The sequence below is a fragment of the Thermostichus sp. MS-CIW-37 genome, assembly GCF_054060065.1.
On sequence record NZ_JBSSCV010000001.1, the window covers coordinates 219,908 to 242,084 of the forward strand.

The 22,177-nt window shown below is 58.0% G+C and carries 23 protein-coding genes and 1 riboswitch; of the genes, 7 read left to right on the forward strand and 16 right to left on the reverse strand.

The window, feature by feature from the left end; genetic code table 11:
* Positions 1–26: 26 nt before the first annotated feature.
* From ACVWYZ_RS01000 to ACVWYZ_RS01020, 5 genes are all read left to right on the forward strand, one after another.
* Entirely contained in the window at positions 27–266 is a 240-nt protein-coding gene (locus ACVWYZ_RS01000) for a DUF5340 domain-containing protein (RefSeq protein ID WP_414412982.1), read from the forward strand.
* 64 nt (positions 267–330) lie between these two features.
* Positions 331–525 (forward strand): cation transporter, encoded by a 195-nt coding sequence (locus ACVWYZ_RS01005; RefSeq protein WP_457465541.1) that lies wholly within the window; start codon positions 331–333, stop codon positions 523–525.
* Positions 526–637: 112 nt separating this feature from the next.
* Complete coding sequence (locus ACVWYZ_RS01010) at positions 638–2,953, forward strand: heavy metal translocating P-type ATPase (protein WP_457465543.1); 2,316 nt, start codon at positions 638–640, stop codon at positions 2,951–2,953.
* A gap of 127 nt (positions 2,954–3,080) precedes the next feature.
* Positions 3,081–3,216: riboswitch (cobalamin riboswitch) on the forward strand.
* A 30-nt stretch (positions 3,217–3,246) separates the two neighbouring features.
* Positions 3,247–4,290, forward strand: coding sequence for a sirohydrochlorin chelatase (locus tag ACVWYZ_RS01015; protein WP_457465545.1), 1,044 nt, complete (start codon positions 3,247–3,249; stop codon positions 4,288–4,290).
* 97 nt (positions 4,291–4,387) lie between these two features.
* Positions 4,388–5,281, forward strand: a complete 894-nt coding sequence (locus ACVWYZ_RS01020) for a hypothetical protein (RefSeq protein WP_457465547.1) — start codon at positions 4,388–4,390, stop codon at positions 5,279–5,281.
* A gap of 8 nt (positions 5,282–5,289) precedes the next feature.
* Here the strand turns inward: ACVWYZ_RS01020 and ACVWYZ_RS01025 are convergent, their stop codons facing one another.
* The 4 genes from ACVWYZ_RS01025 to obgE are packed head-to-tail and all read right to left on the reverse strand — an operon-like array spanning position 5,290 to position 8,173.
* Entirely contained in the window at positions 5,290–5,907 is a 618-nt protein-coding gene (locus ACVWYZ_RS01025; protein ID WP_457465549.1) for a PAP/fibrillin family protein, read from the reverse strand.
* A gap of 55 nt (positions 5,908–5,962) precedes the next feature.
* Positions 5,963–6,676: an L-threonylcarbamoyladenylate synthase gene (locus ACVWYZ_RS01030; RefSeq protein ID WP_457465550.1), complete on the reverse strand. Its 714-nt coding sequence runs from the start codon at positions 6,674–6,676 to the stop codon at positions 5,963–5,965.
* An 18-nt stretch (positions 6,677–6,694) separates the two neighbouring features.
* Positions 6,695–7,069, reverse strand: coding sequence for a hypothetical protein (locus ACVWYZ_RS01035; RefSeq protein WP_414357583.1), 375 nt, complete (start codon positions 7,067–7,069; stop codon positions 6,695–6,697).
* Between the two features lie 60 nt (positions 7,070–7,129).
* Entirely contained in the window at positions 7,130–8,173 is a 1,044-nt protein-coding gene (gene obgE, locus ACVWYZ_RS01040) for a GTPase ObgE (RefSeq protein ID WP_457465579.1), read from the reverse strand.
* A 214-nt stretch (positions 8,174–8,387) separates the two neighbouring features.
* Here obgE and ACVWYZ_RS01045 point away from each other — a divergent pair, with 214 nt between their 5' ends.
* On the forward strand, positions 8,388–9,356 hold the full coding sequence (locus ACVWYZ_RS01045) for a 30S ribosomal protein S1 (RefSeq protein WP_457465552.1): 969 nt from the start codon (positions 8,388–8,390) through the stop codon (positions 9,354–9,356).
* Positions 9,357–9,566: 210 nt separating this feature from the next.
* Here ACVWYZ_RS01045 and ACVWYZ_RS01050 read toward each other — a convergent pair whose 3' ends face one another.
* From ACVWYZ_RS01050 to ACVWYZ_RS01060, 3 genes are all read right to left on the reverse strand, one after another.
* A complete protein-coding gene (locus ACVWYZ_RS01050) occupies positions 9,567–10,433 on the reverse strand; it encodes a hypothetical protein (protein WP_457465554.1) in 867 nt (288 codons plus the stop codon).
* Positions 10,434–10,477: 44 nt separating this feature from the next.
* A complete protein-coding gene (locus ACVWYZ_RS01055) occupies positions 10,478–11,446 on the reverse strand; it encodes a CobW family GTP-binding protein (RefSeq protein ID WP_457465556.1) in 969 nt (322 codons plus the stop codon).
* 572 nt (positions 11,447–12,018) lie between these two features.
* Positions 12,019–12,444, reverse strand: coding sequence for a VOC family protein (locus ACVWYZ_RS01060; RefSeq protein ID WP_457465557.1), 426 nt, complete (start codon positions 12,442–12,444; stop codon positions 12,019–12,021).
* Between the two features lie 195 nt (positions 12,445–12,639).
* On the opposite strand from ACVWYZ_RS01060, the gene topA reads away from it, so the two are divergent.
* Complete coding sequence (gene topA, locus ACVWYZ_RS01065) at positions 12,640–15,435, forward strand: type I DNA topoisomerase (RefSeq protein WP_457465559.1); 2,796 nt, start codon at positions 12,640–12,642, stop codon at positions 15,433–15,435.
* A 49-nt stretch (positions 15,436–15,484) separates the two neighbouring features.
* Here the strand turns inward: topA and ACVWYZ_RS01070 are convergent, their stop codons facing one another.
* The 9 genes from ACVWYZ_RS01070 to ACVWYZ_RS01110 form a co-directional block, all read right to left on the reverse strand.
* The gene (locus tag ACVWYZ_RS01070; protein WP_414399313.1) at positions 15,485–15,697 is read right to left on the reverse strand and encodes a hypothetical protein; all 213 of its coding nucleotides are present in this window, start codon (positions 15,695–15,697) and stop codon (positions 15,485–15,487) included.
* Between the two features lie 40 nt (positions 15,698–15,737).
* On the reverse strand, positions 15,738–16,892 hold the full coding sequence (locus ACVWYZ_RS01075; protein WP_457465561.1) for a SpoIID/LytB domain-containing protein: 1,155 nt from the start codon (positions 16,890–16,892) through the stop codon (positions 15,738–15,740).
* Positions 16,893–16,943: 51 nt separating this feature from the next.
* Positions 16,944–18,500 carry a B12-binding domain-containing radical SAM protein gene (locus ACVWYZ_RS01080; protein WP_457465563.1) on the reverse strand — a complete coding sequence of 519 codons (1,557 nt, stop codon included), beginning with the start codon at positions 18,498–18,500 and terminating at the stop codon, positions 16,944–16,946.
* 442 nt (positions 18,501–18,942) lie between these two features.
* Positions 18,943–19,299: a phage holin family protein gene (locus tag ACVWYZ_RS01085; RefSeq protein ID WP_457465565.1), complete on the reverse strand. Its 357-nt coding sequence runs from the start codon at positions 19,297–19,299 to the stop codon at positions 18,943–18,945.
* A gap of 44 nt (positions 19,300–19,343) precedes the next feature.
* Positions 19,344–19,634, reverse strand: a complete 291-nt coding sequence (locus tag ACVWYZ_RS01090) for a BolA family protein (RefSeq protein WP_414357925.1) — start codon at positions 19,632–19,634, stop codon at positions 19,344–19,346.
* Positions 19,635–19,663: 29 nt separating this feature from the next.
* Positions 19,664–20,005, reverse strand: a complete 342-nt coding sequence (gene grxD / locus ACVWYZ_RS01095) for a Grx4 family monothiol glutaredoxin (protein ID WP_457384223.1) — start codon at positions 20,003–20,005, stop codon at positions 19,664–19,666.
* A gap of 101 nt (positions 20,006–20,106) precedes the next feature.
* Entirely contained in the window at positions 20,107–20,832 is a 726-nt protein-coding gene (ubiE, locus tag ACVWYZ_RS01100; protein WP_414427990.1) for a bifunctional demethylmenaquinone methyltransferase/2-methoxy-6-polyprenyl-1,4-benzoquinol methylase UbiE, read from the reverse strand.
* Between the two features lie 106 nt (positions 20,833–20,938).
* A complete protein-coding gene (locus tag ACVWYZ_RS01105) occupies positions 20,939–21,640 on the reverse strand; it encodes a hypothetical protein (protein WP_457465567.1) in 702 nt (233 codons plus the stop codon).
* A 148-nt stretch (positions 21,641–21,788) separates the two neighbouring features.
* Positions 21,789–22,067 carry a hypothetical protein gene (locus tag ACVWYZ_RS01110; protein WP_457465569.1) on the reverse strand — a complete coding sequence of 93 codons (279 nt, stop codon included), beginning with the start codon at positions 22,065–22,067 and terminating at the stop codon, positions 21,789–21,791.
* Between the last annotated feature and the right edge of the window lie 110 nt (positions 22,068–22,177).

Below are 22,177 nucleotides of genomic sequence, written 5' to 3' on the forward strand. Positions count from 1 at the left end.
TGGATCTCTAAGGATTGCTCAGACCGATGAAACGTATTCCTGTGCCGGCTCACATCCACTACGAATTTCTGCTGCGGGTGTTGGAGCGGCAAACCTTTCCGGCAGTGGAAGAACAGGATTTTGGCAACCGAGGCCGCACGCAAGAGCTGATCAACTCCCTGCGCAAAGCCCTCACCCAACAGGTGCAACTGGAAGAAGACTGGCGACAGCGGGGCTATCAGGTGGACTACCGCTGGAATATGGACGAGCCTCAGACTCCCCCTTGACCTTCCAGTCCACTGTAAGGTTTAGCATCCTTTCAGTGGCATTGGGTTGGGGAGGTTTCCCAAGATGCAGGTTGTTTTGACAGTGCCCAAGCTGGCCTGTGCGGCCTGTATAGACACCATTGCGCAAGCGGTGCGGCAACTGGATCCCCAGGCCCAGGTGGAAGGGGATCCCAAAACCAAACAGGTGCGGATTACTTCTGGGCGGTCTGTGAGCGATTTGCGGCAGGCCCTCACCCAGGTGGGATATCCCCCGGCCTAGTCAATTTTGGGCCGGGAACGGTCGGGCGTCTGTTTTGAATTTCTGTACAGATGGCTGCCTTCGCCCTGCCCAGGGTGGAGAGTAGCTGTCGTTTCATCAACAAGGTGTTGCCATGTCTGCCCATAAAGGGTCATCGGGTGCACTATCGGCCTCTGCGCCTTCTCCTGAGGGCACCTGGCAGTTGGCCTTACAAGGGATGAGCTGTGCCTCCTGCGCCCGCAGCATCGAACAGGCCCTCACTCAGGTGCAGGGAGTATCCTCCGGATCCGTGAATTTTGCCAGTGAGCAGGCCACCGTCAAAGGGGATCCCCGGCTGGTGGATCCGCAGGCGTTGATTCGGGCGGTGGAGCGGGTGGGGTATCGGGCGCGCCTCATCCAAGAGGATTGGCAACTGGACGATCCGACAGACCCAGAGCGGATCGCCCAACGGGCCGCAGAACGGGAATTGAAGCTGAAGGTGGCGATGGGGGTGGGCATCAGCACGGTGCTGGTGATCGGATCCCTGCCGATGATGCTGGGAATGGAAATCCCGGGCTTTCCCATGTGGCTGCACAATCCTGGGTTGCAGTTGCTGCTGACGGCTCCGGTGCAGTTTTGGGTGGGCAGGCATTTTTACCGGGGAGCCTGGGCTGCTTGGCAACGGCGTTCAGCGGATATGAACACGCTGGTGGCCTTGGGGACGAGCGCGGCTTTTTTCTATTCTGTTTTCCCAACGGTTTTCCCCGACTATTTTCACCGGCAAGGACTGCACCCGGATGTCTATTATGAGGTGTCGGCGGTGGTCACCACCCTGATTCTGGTGGGCAAGTGGATGGAGCAACGGGCTAAGGGGCAAACCTCCGAAGCCATTCGCAAGCTGATCGGGCTGCAACCGAAAACGGCAAGGGTAATTCGCCATGGGGTGGAGCAGGATATTCCGATTCGGGAAGTGCAGGTGGGGGATCGGATCCGAGTGCGCCCCGGAGAGAAGGTGCCGGTGGATGGGGTCATTCTAGAGGGATCCTCCAGCCTCGACGAGTCGATGGTGACCGGCGAGAGCCTGCCTGTACTCAAGTCGGCGGGGGATGAGGTGATTGGGGCAACGCTGAATCAGACGGGCAGCTTTGTGATGGAGGCGCGGCGGGTGGGCAAAGACACGGTTCTGGCCCAGATCGTGCGCCTGGTGCAGGAAGCCCAGGGATCCAAAGCTCCGATTCAACAGTTGGCGGATCGGGTCACCTCCTGGTTTGTGCCGGCGGTGATTGGGGTGGCAGTTCTAACTTTTGTGCTCTGGTGGGTGCTGGCCGATAACCCGACACTGGCCTTGGTGAACACGATTGGGGTGCTGATCATCGCTTGCCCTTGCGCGCTGGGGTTGGCAACCCCCACCTCGATCCTGGTGGCCACGGGACGAGGGGCAGAATTGGGGATCCTGGTGAAAAGTGCCGACAGCCTGGAATTGGCCCATGACTTGCGCACGGTGGTCTTGGACAAAACTGGCACCCTGACTGAAGGTCGCCCTACCGTCACCGATATTTGGGCTAATGGCTCCTCTCCCCTGACGGTGTTGCGCCTGGCAGCGGCAGTGGAGCGGCACTCGGAACACCCTTTGGCCCAGGCGGTGGTGCAGAAAGCCGAAGCCGAAAAAATTGTGATCCCTCCTGCCTGGCACTTTCAGGCAAGGGTAGGCAGTGGGGCAGAAGCTTGGGTGGAAGATCAGTGGATTCGCATCGGTCGGCTGAGCTGGCTACAGGAGATGGGGATCCCTTGGGATCCCTCTTGGTCAGAGCGGGTTCAGACCTGGGAAAGCCAGGGCAAAACGGTGATCGGCGTAGCGCAATCCCAGAGTCTGGTGGGGCTGTTGGCCATTGCCGATCCGCTCAAACCCACCTCTCCTGAGGCAGTGCAACAGCTGCAACAGATGGGTCTAGAGGTGATCCTGCTGACCGGGGATAACCCCACCACGGCCCAAGCGGTTGCTCGGCAAGCAGGCATTCAGCGGGTAATTGCCCAAGTCCGTCCGGATCAGAAGGCAGCTTACATACGCAGCCTAAGACAACCTCGACACCGGGTGGCGATGGTGGGAGATGGCATTAACGATGCTCCGGCTCTGGCAGAAGCCGATGTGGGGATCGCCATTGGTACAGGTACGGATGTGGCGATGGCCGCCAGCGATATTACCCTCATGTCGGGGGATCTGCGCGGAGTCGCCACAGCCATTCAACTCAGCCGGGCCACCCTCAACAACATCCGCCAGAACCTCTTCTTCGCCTTTATCTACAATACGCTGGGGATCCCGATTGCCGCTGGGGCGCTCTATCCCTTTACAGGCTGGTTGCTCAACCCTATGCTGGCGGGGGCAGCCATGGCCCTGAGTTCCATTTCGGTGGTCGCCAATGCCCTGCGCCTGCGACACTTTCAGCCCCCCAGACCAGCGGGCCGGCGTTAGGCCCTCTCCCAGGGGCAAGGGGGATTAGCGCGGCAACAGTTTTGCTGCCCTTTGAGCATGAGTCTGCCGTACCGCTCATGCCTCAGGGCTATCTTCTGGCAGACAAGAACATCCCCCCCGGGAGCTTGGTGAATGGCAAGAGGCAAGCTAACCTAAAAAGCTCAGGCAGACTGGGGAAAGCGCGGTGCAAGTCCGCCACTGTGACGCAACTGTGATGGGATCCCTCCCTCAGCCAGAACACCCACCTGCCGTTGTCCTGTACCCCTTGCGATTCACAAGGAACGGAGTTTTTTGTGTTGAATACCCTCAGTGTTTCCCCTCCCCTTTCGGTTGGGCAGCTTGCTTCTCCTTCATTGCCCCTATTGCTTATCGGCCACGGATCCCGCGACCCTGAAGGGCGGCAAGCCTTTCTGGAGTTGGCCCAAGTCTACCAATCCCTCACTCCCCATCGACCGGTGATCCCTTGCTTTCTGGAGCTGACCCAGCCAACCATTGCCCAGGGGGTAGAGCAGTGCTTGGCCCAAGGGTGGCAGGAGATCGTGGCCCTGCCGCTGTTGCTGTTTGGGGCCCGCCACAACAAGTTCGATGTGACGATGGAACTGGATCGCCTGCAGGCCCTCTATCCCCAGTTGCGCATTCGTTACGGTGGGCCGCTGGGGATCCGCATCGAGATCCTGCAACTGCTGCGAGACCGATTGGCCGCTTTGATGGCCGCCCAACCGCAGCGGATCCCAGAGGCAGAAACCGTGCTCCTATTTGTGGGTCGCGGCTCCAGCGATCCTGAGGCCAATGCCGAAGCCTGTAAACTGGCTCGGCTGCTTTGGGAAGGATCCGGGTTTGCCGCTGTGGAGACCTGCTTTATCGGCATTACCCATCCCCGCCTGCCTGTGGGGTTGGAGCGGGCCTCGTCCTGGCAGCCGCGTCGGGTGATCGTGCTGCCCTACTTTCTGTTTACGGGGGTGTTGGTGAAAAAAATCGAGGCGGCAGTGGAGAAACAACGACAACGACAGCCGGAAATCGACTGGCTGATGCTGCCGGAATTGGGCCTTGTGGATACGGTGCTGCACAGCCTGCAGCAACTGGAGCAGGAAGCCCTACAGGGCCAAACCCAAATGAACTGCCACCTGTGCAAGTTTCGCCTGGCCGTGAGCGCAGAGGTTGGAGCTGGATCCAGCCATCACCACCCTCACGAGCATCATGACCACCATCACGGGCACGGATCCCATCACCATCCTCATTCCCACCCTCACCACGACCACGGCCATACCCACGCAGCGGCTGGGGATCCCTGGGCCCAATTAGAGGGCTACCACCAACGGGCATGGCAGGTGCCCTAAGAGGGAAACAGAGGCTGCTGGCGGGATAAACTGAGTGCAGACAGGCCATTTTTGAACCTGGTTTTCCCGCTCTAGCGGTTGTGATGACGAAAAAACGATGATGCTCTCCCGCTCCTCTTGGGTTTCAGGTGCCGCTGCTGCGGGGAGCGGGATCTTTGTTTTCGCTCTGGTGGTGGGGCTGTTGGATCAGATCCTGCCCACCCTGCCCAAGGTTTCCCTCTCCCTGGCCGGGATCCCTGGGATCCTGGCTGGAATTGGGTCTGCCTATGGGGTTTGGCAGGTGGTTCAGATGGGTCTGCAGTCGGGCTCCTGGACTGATTTTCGGGCCTCGCTGGTAGCGGCTCTGTCTCCCTTTGATCCCGCCGATTATGGCGGCAACCCTCGGCAACCCGAGGAGGATTCTCTCCCTTTGCAGTCGGTTGACGAGGATCCTCAAACCCAGATCCGCGATCGACAAATTCTTGATCAAGCTGAGCAGCAGACGGAAACTGAAACCGAAGTAAGCGAACACACTCAAGTAAGACTGCAGGGCGAGCAGCACCAGGATCAAGCTTCGCAGGCCAAGGCCCAACAGTTGCAGCCCCTACAAGAATTGTCATCACCTTCTTCCCCAAGCCCTGAGTCGGCAAAACCCACACCAGAGCCAGAGCTCAACCAAAAACTTCGCCAACTCCAGATGCAGGTCGCCACTCTGAAAATAGAACTGGAACTCCAAGAAATCCAACTGCAGCAGTTGGAGGTGAGGCGGACTCGGCTTCAGCAGCAGAAGCAGAAACTCAAGCACGTTCTGCGTCGCACGGCGTCCGAAAATCAAAGGCTGCGCTTCTTACAGGAGCAAAAAGCCCGGCAACTGGAGCAAACTCAGCAAGAGCTGCAAGCTTTGCGGGAGTCCTACCGCGCCTTGCAAGTTCTCCAGGAAATAGGCTTCACCCTAACCCAAAACCTATCTCACAAAATAGCCGAAACGGAACCCTCTAAGCCCTCCGGCTAGCCGAAGTCTCAACTCACCCGTTTCAGGACAAATACACTCCCCTCGCTGCCCCGGCCCAGCCGCAAGTCTTCATCCAAATAGGTGATATCCAGCCAGCCCGTTGGCTCGCGGCGGCGAATATCGATTTGAATAGCCGGGATCCGCTCCGGAGCCCGCTCGAGCAAATAGAGAAAACTCTCGATCTCGTAGCTCATCAAAGCTTGGGATCCGAACACCAATCGCTCGAAAATCACCCTCACCCGACGCTCCGATTCGGGGTAAAAGCGTGCCGATACCGCCAAGATTCCCCGTGGCACCCAAGCCCCCAGCCAGCCGGATCCCTGGATCTCCGCCACGTTGAAGACCCGTCCAGCCTTGGCCCGAATACACTGGTAGATCTCGCCGGTGGTCAAAAAAGGCAACTGTGCCAGCCGCAGCAGAGCTGTGCTCGTGGTAAATAGGGTGAGCCAGTTCCCCTCCAACCCTTCAGGAGCCGATGTTGGCTTGGGGGTGGGGTTGAGCGCTTCTAGGACGGCAATTTGAGACAAAATCTGGGCTTTTTGGTCAGGGGAAACTTTCCGGCCCCGGTCGGTCGCCTCCAGTAGGTGCAGCAGAGCCGATTTTTGCTGAGCCAGGACCTCAGACATGGGCACACTCCGAAGGCACTGACCCTATTTTAGAGAACGCGGGATCCCTCTGCCCTTAACCGTCTTCTCCCACCAGTTTCAGGTTCAGATCTGCCACCTGCTCATACCCTAGCCCGGCCCGCACCACCAGCGGCTCGGATCCGGTCAAATCGATTACCGTAGAGACCTTGGCCCGGCGGGGGGCATCGTCATCCAGCACCAGATCCACCTGTTTTTCCAACTGCCGCATCTCTTCAGCCGCAAAGATCCCACCCTCATCCCAGGGATCGCTCTCCCATTCCCAGGTTTGCCCAAAACTTAAGCCCAGGGATCCGACGGGATCCCCCCCCAGCTTGGCAGAGGTCGAGACAATTGGATTGCCCAACTCTTCCAGCAAAGCCTGACAAATGGCAGAATTGGGCACCCGGATGCCGGTGGTTTTCCGCTTGGGATCCATCACCAACTTGGGCACCAGCTTGTTTGCTGGCAACAGAAACGTAAACGGGCCGGGGATCAGCCGCCGCATCAGTCGATAGGCTGAATCGGTGACCTGGGCATACTGGGCAATGCGCGAGAGAGAAGGACACAAGAAGGTGAGGGGTTTATCGTTGGAGAGGTGCTTGATGCGGCGTACCCGCTCCACTGCTTGTTTATGGGTCGCGTCGCAGCCAATGGCGTAAACCGTATCGGTGGGGTAGAGCATCACCGCCCCCTCCCGCAAAGCCGCTGCGATCCGCCGGATGGAACGGGTCTGGGGCTGTTGAGGATGCAGCTTAAAATACTCGGCCATCGGGCAGGTGGAAAGAGGTCAAGACTCGGAGCAGCTCCCCCCCAAAGGGTTTTCCACAAGAGGGCGGGGGGTCGGTGGCACCGACACCGGCAGGGATCCCTGAGATTCGGGCCAGTCCTTCAGTTGTTGCATCAGGGCTTGGATGTGCAGACGGGGCAGATAGGGCCAGTCGCCCGCTTCTTCCAAATCTTGAAGCACCCGATACAGAGCTTGACGGGTATTGGGCAAAGACTCCCGAAAGGCACCTTCCAGGATCGCGCGGTGCAACTCCTCCAGCAGCCGCAGGAGCATCAGCAGCTCCACACACGCTCCCGCCCTCGCCTGAGCCGCCTGTTCAACAGCCAACATGATCTGACGCAAATCCGGTGGCAGATCCTCCGCCGAGATATACATAGCCACTCGTCTCTGGGTTCTGGGAAGGCAGGGGCTTTCCCATTCTAAGATTCTTCTGCCCTAGGACTGGATGGATTTTGCCCCCACAAGATCCAACTCCGCAGGCTGTTGGGATCCCCGACCCAGGCACTGCCACACCCGCTGCAAGAGGGCATCCAGCCCCTGCTTGGCAATCGCAGAAATGGTCACCACCGAAGTGCCGGCAGCAGCAGACAGCCTCTGGGCGCGCTCGGCAACCTGCTGGGGATCCAGAACATCGATCTTGTTCAAAACCAGGATTTGTGGCTTATCGATTAACCCGTGGCCGTAGGCGCGCAGCTCCTGCTGAATAACCTGGTAATCCTTGACGGGATCCGCCGCCGTGCCATCCACCAAATGAATCAGTACCCTGGTGCGCTCCACATGGCGCAAAAACTCGTGGCCCAGCCCCACCCCCAAGTGCGCCCCCTCGATCAGCCCCGGAATATCGGCAAACACCACCCCATCTCCCGATGGATGGGGCACCACCCCCAAATTGGGCTGCAGCGTGGTGAAGGGGTAGTCGGCAATCTTGGGCCGGGCAGAGGAGACCACCGAAATCAGAGTGGACTTGCCCGCATTGGGCAGGCCGACAATGCCCACCTCGGCAATCAACTTCAGCTCCAGGCGCAGGCGCACCCGTTCTCCTGCTTCGCCCTTGGTGAATTGGCGGGGGGCACGATTGTGGTTGCTCAAAAAATGGGCATTGCCCAAGCCGCCTTTGCCCCCACGGGCTACCAGCAATTGATCCCCTTTGCCCACCAGATCGCCCAACAATTCCCCAGTCTCCGCATTGAACACCACAGTACCGCAGGGCACCCGCACCAGCCGATCCGCACCACTGGCCCCGCTGCGATGGTTGGGCCCCCCTTTGGCCCCGTGTTCCGCTTTGATCACCGGTTGAAAGCGAAAATCCAACAGAGTTTGCAGGCCGGGATCGGCCACCAAGATCACCGAGCCGCCCCGCCCGCCATTGCCGCCGGATGGCCCCCCAGCCGGCACATACTTCTCACGGCGGAAGGCAACGATGCCATCCCCGCCATTCCCCCCTTGCACTTCAATTTCGGCTTGGTCGATAAAGTGCAATCGTTCTTCTCCCAAATCTTCTATCTTCCAGCTTGGCAAGATCCCCGGAAAACTTGCCACAAAAGACGCTCCTCTAAGCTACGATGGTATTTCCCAGCCACATCCCCCACAGGTGGGAAAGTGGGAGAGTGAATGCACTCTCATCTGGGATTCTGCTAAACTCAACTGGCCTTCTACCCTTTATCCCGCGCAACTGATCAGTTACTGCACCCCTATGAGTCGATTCACCGCTGCCGATGTAGGTTTTACCACTGAGGACTTTGCCGCCCTCCTGGATAAGTACGACTATCACTTCAGCCCTGGCGAAATTGTGGCGGGTACAGTCTTCTCGGTGGAGCCACGCGGTGCCTTGATCGATATCGGGGCCAAAACGGCTGCCTTTCTGCCACTCCAGGAGATGTCGATTAGCCGCCTGGAAGACCCGCACGAGATGCTGCAGCCCGGAGAAACCCGCGAGTTTTTTATCCTCACCGAAGAAAACGAAGAGGGACAACTCACTCTTTCCATCCGTCGCATCGAGTACATGCGGGCCTGGGAACGGGTACGGCAGCTCCAGAAAGAAGATGCCACCGTTCGCTCAACCATTTTTGCCACCAACCGAGGTGGAGCCCTGGTGCGGATTGAGGGGCTGCGGGGCTTTATCCCCGGATCCCACATCAGCAGCCGCAAGCCAAAAGAAGAGCTGGTGGGCGAAGAGCTGCCCCTGAAGTTTCTGGAGGTGGACGAAGACCGCAACCGCTTGGTGTTGAGCCATCGCCGCGCCTTGGTGGAGCGGAAGATGAACAAGCTGGAAGTGGGCGAGGTGGTGGTCGGCACGGTGCGGGGCATCAAGCCCTATGGTGCCTTCATCGATATTGGCGGCGTCTCCGGCCTGCTGCACATTTCCGAGATCTCCCACGATCATGTCGATACGCCCCACAGCGTCTTCAACGTCAACGACGAAGTGAAGGTGATGATCATCGATCTGGATGCGGAGCGGGGGCGGATCTCGCTGTCCACCAAGCAACTGGAGCCCAATCCCGGCGACATGATTCGGGATCCCAAGCTGGTTTACGAGAAGGCTGAGGAAATGGCAGCCAAGTACCGTGAGCAACTGCTGGCCGCTAAGCAAGGACAAGCGGCAGAGACCCCACCGGAAGTGGTGGAAGAGGAGCTGGAATACGCGGCGACGGCTGTGGAATGAGGGCAAGCTTGGCGCCATCTCTGCCTGCGATGAGACTGAGGTTAGGAGCCTTCAGCTCCGTTGGCGTGGGTGGCTCGTGGGAGCGGGGCAGCCCAGGCTCCTAGGGAGACGGGTACTGCTGCTGTGGCGAAGTAGGCCGACGGCGCTCACGCAGGGCTGCAAACCTGCGCCAGTAACGGGAATCCCCCGCTCCCGAGCTTGAGGAGCCGGTCAAAGACTGTAGATCTGCCCATCCATGAGCAGATGGGTGATGCCTTTCTTTTGCAGTTGGGTGCGCACAATCTCCAGAATGTAGCCGGGAAACTGGATTACCCGGTAGGGTGGGTAGGTGTTGCTGCCCCGACGGCTCATTTCGGAAAAGCGGCGGGCCACCTTGTGGTTGTCGAAAATGGGCAGCGTATTGGCGTTATCCATCCCTTCGATGGGCAGGGATCCCGAGCCAAAGAATTCTTTGAGAGGGCGGGTGGTCAGTTCTTGGTAGCGGTCAACAACGACATAGCAGGTTTCCGGTAGGGTGAGCTCTTCCAGGGGTAATACCTGAATTTGATAGCTGGGATCGGTGAGGGGATCCTCTTCTGGCCCATCTTCATCTTCTAGGAGATAGTCAGGGTCGTCCTCATCTTCGTCCTCGTCTTCAAGGTCACGGTCTTCTTCGGTCTCTTCCTCCACATCCTCCAGATCTTCCCGAAGCCCAGCCGCCAACGGCAGTTCTTCTGGGGGCAGTTTTGGCAGAGACTCTGTTCCAGCGGTGTTATCCTCGCCTTCGTCGTTTGCGTTCGGCTGCAGCGAGGGAGATGAAAAAGGCAGCTCCGGCTCCAGCGGCAAGATCTGCTGCTCCAAGGCTGGGATCCCGCCAACAACAGCTTTTTCCCCCATGTCTTTGCGGCGGGCAGCCGAGCGTTTGAGATGGATCAACCGCTGGTACTCATCGGCGGCGATATTTTCCTTCAACACGCGGGTGATGGTGGTGATGCTCACCTGAAATTGCTCCGCCAATTCGACGGCGGTCGCTGCTGAGCCGCGGTAGGCGCTAACAATTTGCTGTTGTTCTTGCTCTGAAAGTTTGCTGCGAGCCATCCCAGATCACCCAATCCAAAAACCGAAAAAACTGAAGAGGATCCTTAGCCAGCGGCGGTTGCCCCGCACACCCGGCTGAGGCCGGCAGCCAGCTGTTCCGGCTCCAGCCCTTTGCCAATCAACACAATTTTGGACAAGCGGGGCTCATCGGGATCCCAGTCCCGTTCCAGAAAAAGGGTTTGCCGCTGGCCCACTTGATGGAAGATAACCCGCTGCGGCTCATCCAGAACCGACAGCACCCCCTTGGCGCGAAAAACGGTCTCGGACAAGTCTTGTAGCCAATCGCGAAAGGCCCCCAAATCCAGCGGCTGCTGCAGTTGAAAGCTCACCGATTGGATCCCGTCCTCCTCCAGGTGATGGCTGGGGTGGGCCTCAGTCCCCGAATCGGGGAGCCTGGGATCCCACAATTCCGGACGAAAGGCATGCACATCCAAGATGCGGGCCAAGGGCACCTGGGCATGGGTGGTGAGCAGGCAAGGGGCATCGGGGTTGTAGCGGCGCAGATCCAGAAGGATCCGCTCTCGTTCGGCTTCGCCGATTAAGTCCACCTTGTTGAGCAACACAATGTCGGCACTGCTGATCTGGTGGGCAGCAGTTTGCGAGCGCCGGAAATTCTGCCAGTATTCGGCCCCATCCACCAACGTCACCACACCATCCAGGCGCAACTCCTCATGAAAAGTCCTCTGCACAAATAGCTCCGTCACCTGCCTGGGATCCGCTACCCCACTGGTTTCCACCACCAGGTAATCCAACGCCTGGGCACGCTGCAGCAGCTCTCGGGCTGCCTGTTCAAAATCTTCTCGCACCGTGCAACAAAGGCAACCATTGCTGAGCTGCATCAGCCCCTCTTCGGGCAGATTGATCAGCTCTCCATCGATGGAAATTTCGCCAAACTCGTTGAGGATCACTCCAATGCGCAACCCATGCTCCTCCTCCAAGATGCGCTTGAGTAGGGTAGTCTTACCACTGCCCAAAAAGCCCGTCAAGAGGGTAACCGGAAGCTGAGTTTTCATTGCCAATTCGGTCTACAACCAACAAATCCTCTCTAGTTCCCCACAGGCTTTACCAAGAAAACTGGGTTTAAAGCCCCGCCCTTCCAGGGCAGCTTTGTACTACTTTATACGTTTGTTATAGTTATATGTGTTTGTTAGCAGGGGCAGGGTAGTCAACTGCTCTCGCCTACGGCGGCGCGGAGCGCTATAAAAACCCGACAGTCTCGCGACTGGATCCAACCTAAACTAAATAGGTTTTAGTGCTATCGCAGAACCAGGAACCAGAATCCCTTTCCTTCGGGCAGGGGGGATATCAACAGCTTAGCCTTAGACTTACAGTCATTTCGATTCAAACTAGGACACTTTGCCCACACCTAAACCGTTGGTCGCGTCGTCGCGTCAGCGTTGCGAAGCAATATAGGGGGCCAGAAGGCTTTTCTCAGTAGCTCAGGTTCCCCATCTTAACCTGAAACAACCATAATTTTGGATTCCACCCAATGGCAAGTCCAACAGAAGGATCGGCAGCTCAGCAAACGTCGGCGCCACTTCTCTGGGTGAAAGCCTCAACCACTCCCCTTGCCGAATGCAGACTGCTAACCCCGTTCGGATTTTGGGGATCCCTGTAGGCGGAGCAACTCGATGGGTAGGCCATCGGGATCGGCAATGAAGGCCACCTCGTAGATTTGATTGCCGATTTGCTGCTGCTGGGGCGGGAGCAGCAGGGTGAACGGCACTTGCGCCTGCAGATGCTCCAAATAAGCGGCCAAGGATTCCCATGCAGGCTCGATCTCCAAAGCGGGATGGTAGTAGCCCACATAGTGGGGATCCCCAAAGGGATCCGGGGCAGGATGGGGCTGCGGCACTTGCATCAGCTCCAAACGCCCCCAGGGGCCGCGCATCCAGCAGGCCAGCGTGATCCCGGCAGTAAAGCGTTCTTCCACCGCAAAGCCCAGCCCCTCGTAAAAAGCGATGGAGCGGAAGATATCGGCGGTGCGAATGGAAAAATGGTGTAGTTTCATCGTCCTGCAAAGCAGCCAGATGGGGCCAGACCGCTCGGATCATCGCCGATGACGGCTGGTCAAGCGCAGACAGACTTGCTACGCTCCAGAAAAGTAGGCTGTCTATCTTAAGCACCTCTTGCAGTGTATGCTGGCCCGCCCAATCCTTGGGGCGGGAAATGCGACAACCTAAGCCGATTGCTGCCAACCTCAATTATGCCTAAGCTGGTCATTGTCGAATCTCCCACCAAAGCCCGTACCATCCGTGGATTCTTGCCTGCGGGGTACGAAGTTCAGGCCTCGATGGGACATGTGCGGGATCTCCCCGATTCGGCATCTGAAATTCCAGAAGAATTGAAAGGAGAAGAGTGGAGCCGCCTGGGGGTCAATGTCCACGCCGACTTTGAGCCCCTCTACGTCATCCCCAAGGACAAAAGAAAGGTGGTCAAGGAGCTGAAGGAAGCGCTCAAGAAGGCGGACGAGCTGATCCTGGCCACCGACGAAGACCGCGAAGGGGAAAGCATTAGCTGGCACTTGCAGCAGGTGCTGCAACCCAAAGTGCCCACCCGCCGCATGGTGTTCCACGAGATTACCCGCGAGGCCATTCAGGAGGCGCTGCAAAACTGCCGTGAGGTGGATGAACAACTGGTGCGTGCCCAGGAGACCCGCCGCATCTTGGATCGCCTGGTGGGCTATACCCTGTCGCCGCTGCTGTGGAAAAAAATTGCCCCCAAACTCTCGGCAGGACGGGTGCAGTCGGTGGCGGTCAAGCTTTTGGTGGATCGAGAGCGGGAGCGGCGCGCCTTCAGAAAAGCCTCCTACTGGGATCTCAAAGCGGAGCTGCAGCCCAAAACGACCGTCGCCGGCCAGCAGGCTGTCTTTCCAGCAGAGCTGGTGAGCTTGGGTGGCAAACGCCTGGCCAATGGGCAAGACTTCGATCCCAGCACCGGCCAGCTCATTGCCGGGCGGGATGTGGTGTTGTTGGATCAGGCCCAGGCCGAGGCCCTGCGGGATCGCTTGCTGGGAAAAGCCTGGATCGTCAGCTCTGTGGAAGAGCGCCCCTCCACCCGCAAACCTGCCCCTCCCTTTACCACCTCCACCCTGCAGCAGGAGGCCAACCGCAAGCTGCACCTGTCGGCCCAGCAGACGATGCGCATTGCCCAAAAGCTCTACGAAGAGGGCTACATCACCTACATGCGCACCGATTCGGTCCACCTGTCGGAGCAGGCCATCCGCGCTGCCCGCGCCTGCGTGGAGTCGATGTACGGCAGAGAATATCTCAGCCCCGAGCCCCGTCAGTACACCACCAAAACCAAAGGGGCGCAAGAAGCCCACGAGGCCATTCGTCCTGCTGGATCAGAGTTTCGCCTGCCCAGCCAAACCCCCCTCTCCGGCCAGGAGCTGGCCCTCTACGACCTGATCTGGAAGCGCACCGTCGCCAGCCAAATGGCTGAGGCGCGGCAGACCCACACCATCGTACTCATCGCCGTAGACGATGCGGTGTTCCGGGCCAGCGGCAAGCGCATCGATTTTCCCGGCTTTTTCCGCGCCTATGTGGAGGGATCCGACGACCCAGAGGCGGCTTTGGAAGATCGGGAGGTGCATCTGCCTCTGTTGCGGCAGGGGGATCCCCTCCGCTGCCAGAAGCTGGAACCCGTTGCCCACGAAACCCAGCCTCCAGCCCGATATACGGAAGCCTCCTTGGTCAAGGTGTTGGAAAGTGAGGGCATTGGCCGCCCCAGCACCTACGCCACCATCTTGAATACGATCATGAGCCGTGGCTACGTCAGGCCGATGGGAAGTGCCCTCGTGCCCACCTACACGGCTTTTGCAGTCACCGAGCTACTGGAAAAATACTTTCCCAACCTGGTGAATACCCGCTTCACCGCCGAGATGGAGCAAACGCTGGACGACATTGCTTCTGGACAGGCGGAGTGGCTGCCCTATCTGCGCCATTTCTTCTTGGGCGAGCAGGGTCTCGAGGGACAGGTGAAGGCGCGCGAGCTGGAAATTGATTCCGGCCTGGCCCGCTCCATCCATCTGGAGAACCTGCCTGTCAAGATCGGCATTGGCCCCTATGGCCCCTATGTAGCAGTTGAAACTGAGTCTGGAGAGGTGCGCGCCAACTTGCCGGAGGATATTCCCCCCGCCGATCTGAGCCCAGAACACATTGCGGAGCTAATCCAGCGGAAGCAAGAAGGCCCCAAGCCCATTGCCTTTCACCCGGAAACCCAAGAGCCCATCTACGTGATCCCGCAGGGCCCCTATGGCCCCTATGTGCAGTTGGGGGAAGTTTCTGAGGACAACAAAAAACCCAAGCGCACCTCTCTGCCCAAAGGGCTGAAACCGGATCAGGTTACGCCAGAGATCGCCTTGGGGTTGCTGAGCTTGCCCCGCACCTTGGGGGAACACCCGGAATCGGGGAAAAAAGTGCAGGCCGGCATTGGCCGCTTCGGCCCCTACGTGGTCTGCGATGGCGATTTTCGCTCTCTGCCCGCCGATGAGGATGTGCTGACCATCAGCCTGGAGCGGGCGCTGGAGTTGTTGGCCCAGCCCAAGAAAGGCCGTGGGCGCGGCTCTGCCAAGCCCTTGCGGGAGCTGGGATCCCATCCTAAGGATGGTGAGCCGGTCAATCTGCACGACGGCCCCTACGGGCTGTATGTCAAACATGGCAAGGTCAATGCCTCTTTGCCCAAAGGGATCCCTGCCGAAGCGGTTACCCTGGAAATGGCCCTGCAGGTGCTGGCCGAAAAGGAAGGCTCTTCTGCAGAGGTCAAGGGGAAAAGCCGCTCGACCGGCAAAGCGGGCTCCTCGGTCAGTAAAACCCAAGCCAAAACTGCCTCCAGCAGCCCTACAGCCCAGCAGGCCGGAAATGCTGTGCCGCAGAAGCGGCGTAAAGCGCAAACCACTTCCACTGGCAGCGGGATGGCCAAAGAGCCGCAAGCGAATGGGTCAGCTCAGGTTGGATCCCGTCCCACCATTGTGAAGATCACCCCCAAAGCCCCCGCCTGAGGTCAGCTTCTTGGGGTGCGATGGCCCAAGGTCGCCTGCTCAAGGTGGCTCAGGGATCGGCTATGTAGCAGCTTTGCTGACGAAACAACTGCTCCAAGGGCCACAAGCAGCGGCCACAGCGGCTTCCCGATTGGCAATGCACCCGCATCGCTTCTGCAAACGGCAAGGGATCCTGCTGCTGGCGCTTGAGAATCTGGGCATGTTCCAGCTCGCTGCAGTAGCAGTAGGCAGGATGGCGACGATGGGAATGCGCAAGAGACACAGGAGTATTGAAGTCGGGATCAACAACCTTCAGCTCAACGTTATGTTATCACCTGGGTGCCGGGGAAGTAGTGATTGAGGATTTGCGGCGCTGTGTAGCCCTGCTCGGCCAAGCCGCGGGATCCCCACTGACACAGTCCCACCCCATGCCCGGCTCCGCGATAGGTAAAAAGGTACACTTCCTGCTGGCCGGCCTTTGGCTGGAGACGTTCCCACGTGAAGCGGTTGCTGGGGAGGATCCCCCAACCCAGGGTTTGGCCAAGGCGCAGCACAAACTCTTGGCCAGTCAACAGTTGGGATCCAACGCGAATGCGCACAGGGCGACCCCAGGGATCCGACTGCACAATCTCCAGATCGCCGTTGCCCAAGGCTTGCTCCAACTCCCGTCGGCTGAGTCGGACGCTGTGAGGGCCATAGAAAGGAGAGGCACGACACCCGTCACAGATCACCCCTTGTAGGTAGGGGCGGGCGGGTGGGGCAAAAATATCCTGGTTGGCACTGGTGTGACCGCCGCAGGTGGAGTGAAACAGAACCTCTATCGGCTGGCCGGCATGGGTTAGGATCTGCCCTCGGGTTGCCTGCACCGCAGCAGTGGTCGCCGCCGTTTCATAGGCCAGGCCACCATAAAACTGGTGGGCGGTGGAATCCTGCAATAGCCTTATCGAGGTAGAGGGCCATTCTCTTCTGGGGCCGGGGCACAGATGGGGAACGGCCAAGGTACGGGCCAAGATGGCTTGCGCCTGCAAGGCGGCAGCTGGCCAGTCGGCGGGCATTTCGCTGGGCACCAAAGCCAGCAGATAGTCTTCCAACTTCACCCAATTCACCAGATGCAGGCGACCTAAACCCTTGGGACGAATCTGTACCCAGCCCCGATAGCGACGCTCCTCCCCTGCGAGGGAGCGCAGAGCTCCCCCCTGTAGCCAAAGGGATCCCTGGTAGCGACGAGGCTGTCCCGGCCCGGTCAGCAGGAGCTCTTGGCGGCGAACCTGTAACTTCCAGGTGCCTGTTGGAAAAGGCTGCTGATTTAAAACAAAAGGGCCCATCAGCTCCAACTCGACCAAGGGATCCGCACTCCAGCGGCTGAACAGCTCCACGGCCAGCCAATCTCCGCGCCCGGACGTTTGGGCCTGCCGAGAGCCTCCCCAAACAGCCCACAGGGATCCCAGCACCATCGCCCCCAACTGTCGTCGCCGCATAGGCCCCATCCGGGCATCCTCTATCGATAGACCATTCCCCCAGAAATACTGTCAAGATGAGCTGGCCAGCAAAGGATCGTATCCCAGTTGCTGGGTAAGCCGGGCGCGGGCCAATTCCCGATATTCCCAAAAGTGTTCTCCTGCAGCGCAGAGGCCCAAATATAGGTTCAGCAGGCTCGGTTTCTGTCGCCAAATCGTCCATAGCTGCCGCCAAAATTGGGCGCGAATTTCAGGGTGAAGGATCCCTTGCCGCCAGATGAGTTGTAGAAGCAGGTGGATCCCTTTGCGAAGGGGCAGCTTCATCATTTGCCGCCGGCCATCTTTGATGCCGATATTCAGGCATTGTTGCAGGCAGCGAGATAAATATCGCGCAGGATCATACAATTTCCAAAAACTTTCCAGATACTCTCGGGCAATCTCCGATAGAGAACGGGTGGGAATAAAGTTCATCAGTGTATTTTGATCGCCAAACTCAGTCACGCCGATCCCTTCCAGCAACCGTTCCTCTTTCTTCAAGCGATTCCAGAGCTGTGTGTTTGGCAAAGCCTGTAAAATGCCCAGCATTGGCTGAGGAATACCGGTTTGCTCGACAAAAGCCTGAATGCGCTCCCCTGCTCCTGGCCGCTCTCCATCAAAGCCCAGAATAAACCCAGCATAGATCAGCAGTCCAGCCTCGTTGATCTTGCGACAGGCTTCCACCAAAGGGTGACGGGTATTTTGTAGCTTTTGAGTCATCTGTAAGCTGTCTTGGTCTGGAGTCTCAATGCCCAAAAAGACAGCATAGAAACCCGCCTCTACCATTAACCTCATCAGTTCTTCATCTTCGGCCAGGTTAACCGAAGCCTCTGTCATAAAGGTAAATGGGTAATTGCGCTCCTGGCTCCAAGGGATCAGCTCTCGCAAAAATCGCTTGACGTTGCGCTGATTGCCGATAAAGTTGTCGTCTACCACAAATACCGAACCCCGCCAACCCAAGTCATAGAGAGCTTGCAGCTCGGCTAGCATTTGACTTGGCTCTTTGGTTCTCGGCTTGCGTCCGTAAAGAGAGATGATGTCGCAAAACTCGCAATTGAAGGGGCAACCTCGCGAAAATTGGACTGACATCATGAAGTATTGATCCATACGCAGCAGATCAAACCTCGGCAAAGGACTTTGGGTTACGTCCGGCTTTTCGGCGGCCCGAAAAATGCCCGACTCTTGACCTGCTTCTAGGGCCTTGACGAAAGCCGGTATGGTCACTTCCCCTTCGTCCAAAACCAAATAGTGAGCCCCGGATTCCAGGGCGTCTTGCGGCACAGAAGTTGGATAGGGTCCGCCCACCGCTACTTTTTTGCCCAACTGCACCGCTTTGCGAATGAGGGCGTGGAAATCCTGCTTCTGCACCAACATGGCTGACAAGATCACCAGATCGCACCACTGCCAATCGGCTTCTGTTTCATCAGCTACATTGCGATCCACAAAGCGAATCTCCCAGTGTTGGGGTAGCAGAGCAGCAACGGTGATCAAGCCCAGAGGTGGCATTAGCGCTTTTAGCCCCACCATCTCAATGGTGCGATTGTAAGACCAGAATGATTGAGGAAAACGCGGATAGAGCAGCAACGCCTTCATACCAACCAGCTCCTAAATCCCAGCGTAATTGATTTCATCCTCGCCTTTTTCCCATTCGTTTTTATTGATTAGGCAATCCTACAAGTGGCCTTGAATAAAGCTGCTGTAAAAACTTTTCGGTATGCTTACCCGTAGTACCTTCTTTGGGTTAGTAGTTTACAGGTTTTGTGCAGGTTTCCTATGGAGAAGCTTGTGATTCTTGAGCAGCGATTGAGCAGGTAGGGCCAAGAGAGTGCAGTTGCCGATGACTTCAAAGGACGGCTGCCACCGGGTAGCGTATTGACGTTCTCCCAGCCTACTCTTCAGGAAGCCTCTCTGGATGACTATCTAACCAAGGATCTGAGCTGAGCCTTAAAAGTTACTGAATAACTGAATAAAGTGTTGCCGCAATTCTTTCGAGAACAGCAATATCAACCCTGGCCCTTGGCAGCTCCAGACAGAGTCAGTTCTGCACACCTTGCTCGAAAACCTGCTGAACCAAGCCACTGACGATGGAAAGTACAATCGCGCCGATAAACGCCCAGCCGAAATTATCGATGTTGAAAGCATTCCCGGCCAGCTTATCGGCAATGACCAAGCAGATGCCGTTCAAAATTAGCCAAAACAAGCCCAGGGTAAGAATTGTAATCGGCAGGGTGATCAACCGGAGAATCGGCCTGACCAAACCATTGACCAGACCAATGGCCAGAGCCGCCACCAAAGCACCCCCGAATCCAGAGACGTGGATTCCGGGCAAAAGCCAAGCCAGGATCATTACACTCAAGGCTGACATCAGCCAGGTGGCCAAAAGAGTTGCCATGCTCCCTCCTCTGCCCTGATGGGGCCGCGATTTTGCCCTCTATGCTAGCCGATCTGCTCAGGGATCCCTTGCGCAGAAACCTCTCCAGGGCTGTAAGTTTGCAGGGCCAACGCATGAATGCTCCACCCCATCTGTTCGGCTAGGGCAGCATACACCAGGCGATGTCGCTGTAGAGTCGTTTTGCCAACAAACAGAGGCGACACCACTTGAACTCGGTAGTGCCCTCCTGTCCCGCCCCCGTGGCCGATGTGAAGGTGGGACTCATCCTCTACCTGCACATGAAGAGCCTGCAGCTTCTCAGTCAGGTGCTGCCGAAGGTATTCGGGGGTAAGCATGGCAACCCTTCTGGATGAGATGGGATCCCTTAAGGTTGAGCCGTGGCCTTGGCAAAGGCTGCCTCGACCAGCGGACGCAGCTCGTTGCGGGCGTGCATCTCTTGGATGATGTCGCAACCGCCCACAAACTCTCCATCAATATAGATCTGCGGGATAGTAGGCCAGTTGGAAAACTCTTTGATCCCCTGGCGGATCTCGGGATCCTCGAGGACGTTAATCGCCGTGTAGGGGAAGCCCAAACTATCCAGCACACGAACGGCGGCATAGGAAAACCCACATTGGGGCATTTCCGGGGTGCCCTTCATGTAGATGAGCACCTTGTGGGTACGGATTTGTTCACGGATTTTCTCTTCCAAAAGGGGATCCAGCATGGTGTTCAACCACTATAGCGACAACAGCCGATAGGCAAACCGACATCCTATCGAGATCTCATTTTCGTTCACTTCTAACATACTTGGCACTCTCCCCACGGCTAGGCCGAGGGATTCTTTTTCGCAATCACCAGTACCCCCATCATGCCCCACGCTAGGGGGTAGAACTTGGCACTGGCAAACCCTGCCTGCAGGGCCATTTGTCGTTGCTCTTCTCCAGAGGGGAAGCGATCTAGGCTGGGATCGATGTAGGCATATTCGGATCCCAGTCCCAAAGTTTTGGCCTGGGCAACCACCTGAGTGTTCAAGTACCAGCGCTGAAATTGCTCGCAAAGAGGGATCCCTGTGGGGCGGTGAAAATCCAAAATGGCGGCACGACACCCTGGCTTCAGTACTCGCCCAATCTCTCGCAAGGCTTGGGGAATATCGGTTACATTGCGCAAGCCGTAGCCCATGGTAATGGCATCGAAGCTACTGTCGGGAAAAGGTAAGGCCAAGGCATCTCCCAAAACCCACTCCAGGGAGTAGCCAGGGAAGAGCCGGGAGCGACGCCGGGCAATCGCCAGCATGGCGGGAGAGAAATCTAGGCCCACCACATGTCCCCTTCGTCCTACTCGGCGGGCCAACTGCAGAGCCAGATCACCGGTTCCACAGCACAGATCCAGCACATATCCTCCTGAGCTGGCGCCCGACCAACGCACGGCCATACGCTTCCAAACCTGATGGAGGCCCAGGCTCAAGGTTTGGTTGAGGGAGTCATAGTGGGGAGCAATGCGGTCAAAAAGCGCTCGGATTTCCTCAGGCTGTTCAAAGGTTGGGCTAGGCACCTCTTCTCAACTCCACCTCATGTTCCCCGTACAAACTTTGTTGCTCCTGTTGCTCCGCAACGCTACGTGACCGGATCTGTGGTCTGAAGCTAAAGGAAGAGGGGTGTTACGGCGGCACTGGGATCCCACTGGCTCCCACTCGGTGGCGGCGGCTGGGGTAATCAGCCAAACTCAGGGACAGGGATCGGGATCCGGCTAGGCTCGAGGCTGGGATGCGGATGGTTCCCTGGAAGACTTGGCTATTGGGGGGCAGCTCCCCCGGCAAACCCTGGGTGAGCGCGTTGATCGACCGTCCATTGTCGTCAGTAATGTTCAGGAAGCTATAGAGAAAGCGCACCGTCTCTGCCGAGTTGTTTTGCATAGCTACATTCAGAACCACTTGGCTTCCCTCGCGACGAACCGAAAGCACCTGCATAGAGACCTGTCCACTGGCGGCAATTGGTAGGGGGGGCGGAGGTGGTGTGGGCACCGGCGGGGCAGGAACTCCGTCCTGCTGACGCGGACGGGGAGGTGGAGGAGATGGAGTGGCGGGGCGAGGAGTTGGCGACGGGGCCGCCGCCAATTCAGGAGACAATCTGGGGGTGGGTGTTGGAGTGGGAGTTGCAACCGGGGTGGGTGTTGGAGTGGGAGTTGGGGACGGACGAAGGCTGGCTTCGGCTGCTGCAATTACCTCAGCCTCGTTCAGCAAAGGCACAGTACGGGGATCCCGAACTTCGCGGGAAGGAGAAGCCCGACCGGCGCCGGTGACGGGAGAAGAAACCCCCGATAGAGCTCGCTGACCAAATAGGTAGCCCAGACAAGCACTCAACACCGTTGTGAAGAGAAATGCGCTCGTCCAAAACAGCACCCCCGAGAATGTGGAGGCGAACTCCTGAGACGGTTTGGCCGGTCTACGCAAAGGCTGTTAACTCCTGCTGCTGGTTCGCTTACCCGATCATACGAAAGTGACGGAGAAGCTAGGGGTTCTCGACTGGGGCAGAGTTTTTGCGTTGTTGCTCATGGGCCTGTAGCGGGGCGCTGTCTAAGTTGGGCAGCCGCTCCCCCAGCCACCAACCCGGATCTTCCCAGCTCAGGGATCCCAGCCATTTCTCGGCTCGATCTGCCAAGACCAAGCCCAACAAAACGGGAGCAGTGGTGATCCCCAGCGCTAGGCTGAGCCAGAGCGGTTGAGGAGATCGAAAAGAGGCCGAAGCAGCCTTTTGTTCAGGCGGAGATATCGGCTTGGGATCTGTCATGGTCGAGCTTTTGAGCGTAAACTACCCGACCCTGACTGCTTCGCAGTACAGGGCGGGCTTAAGGCCTCCGGCCCGCTGGCGCGAACGGTAGCCCTGCAGTTGGCAAGCCA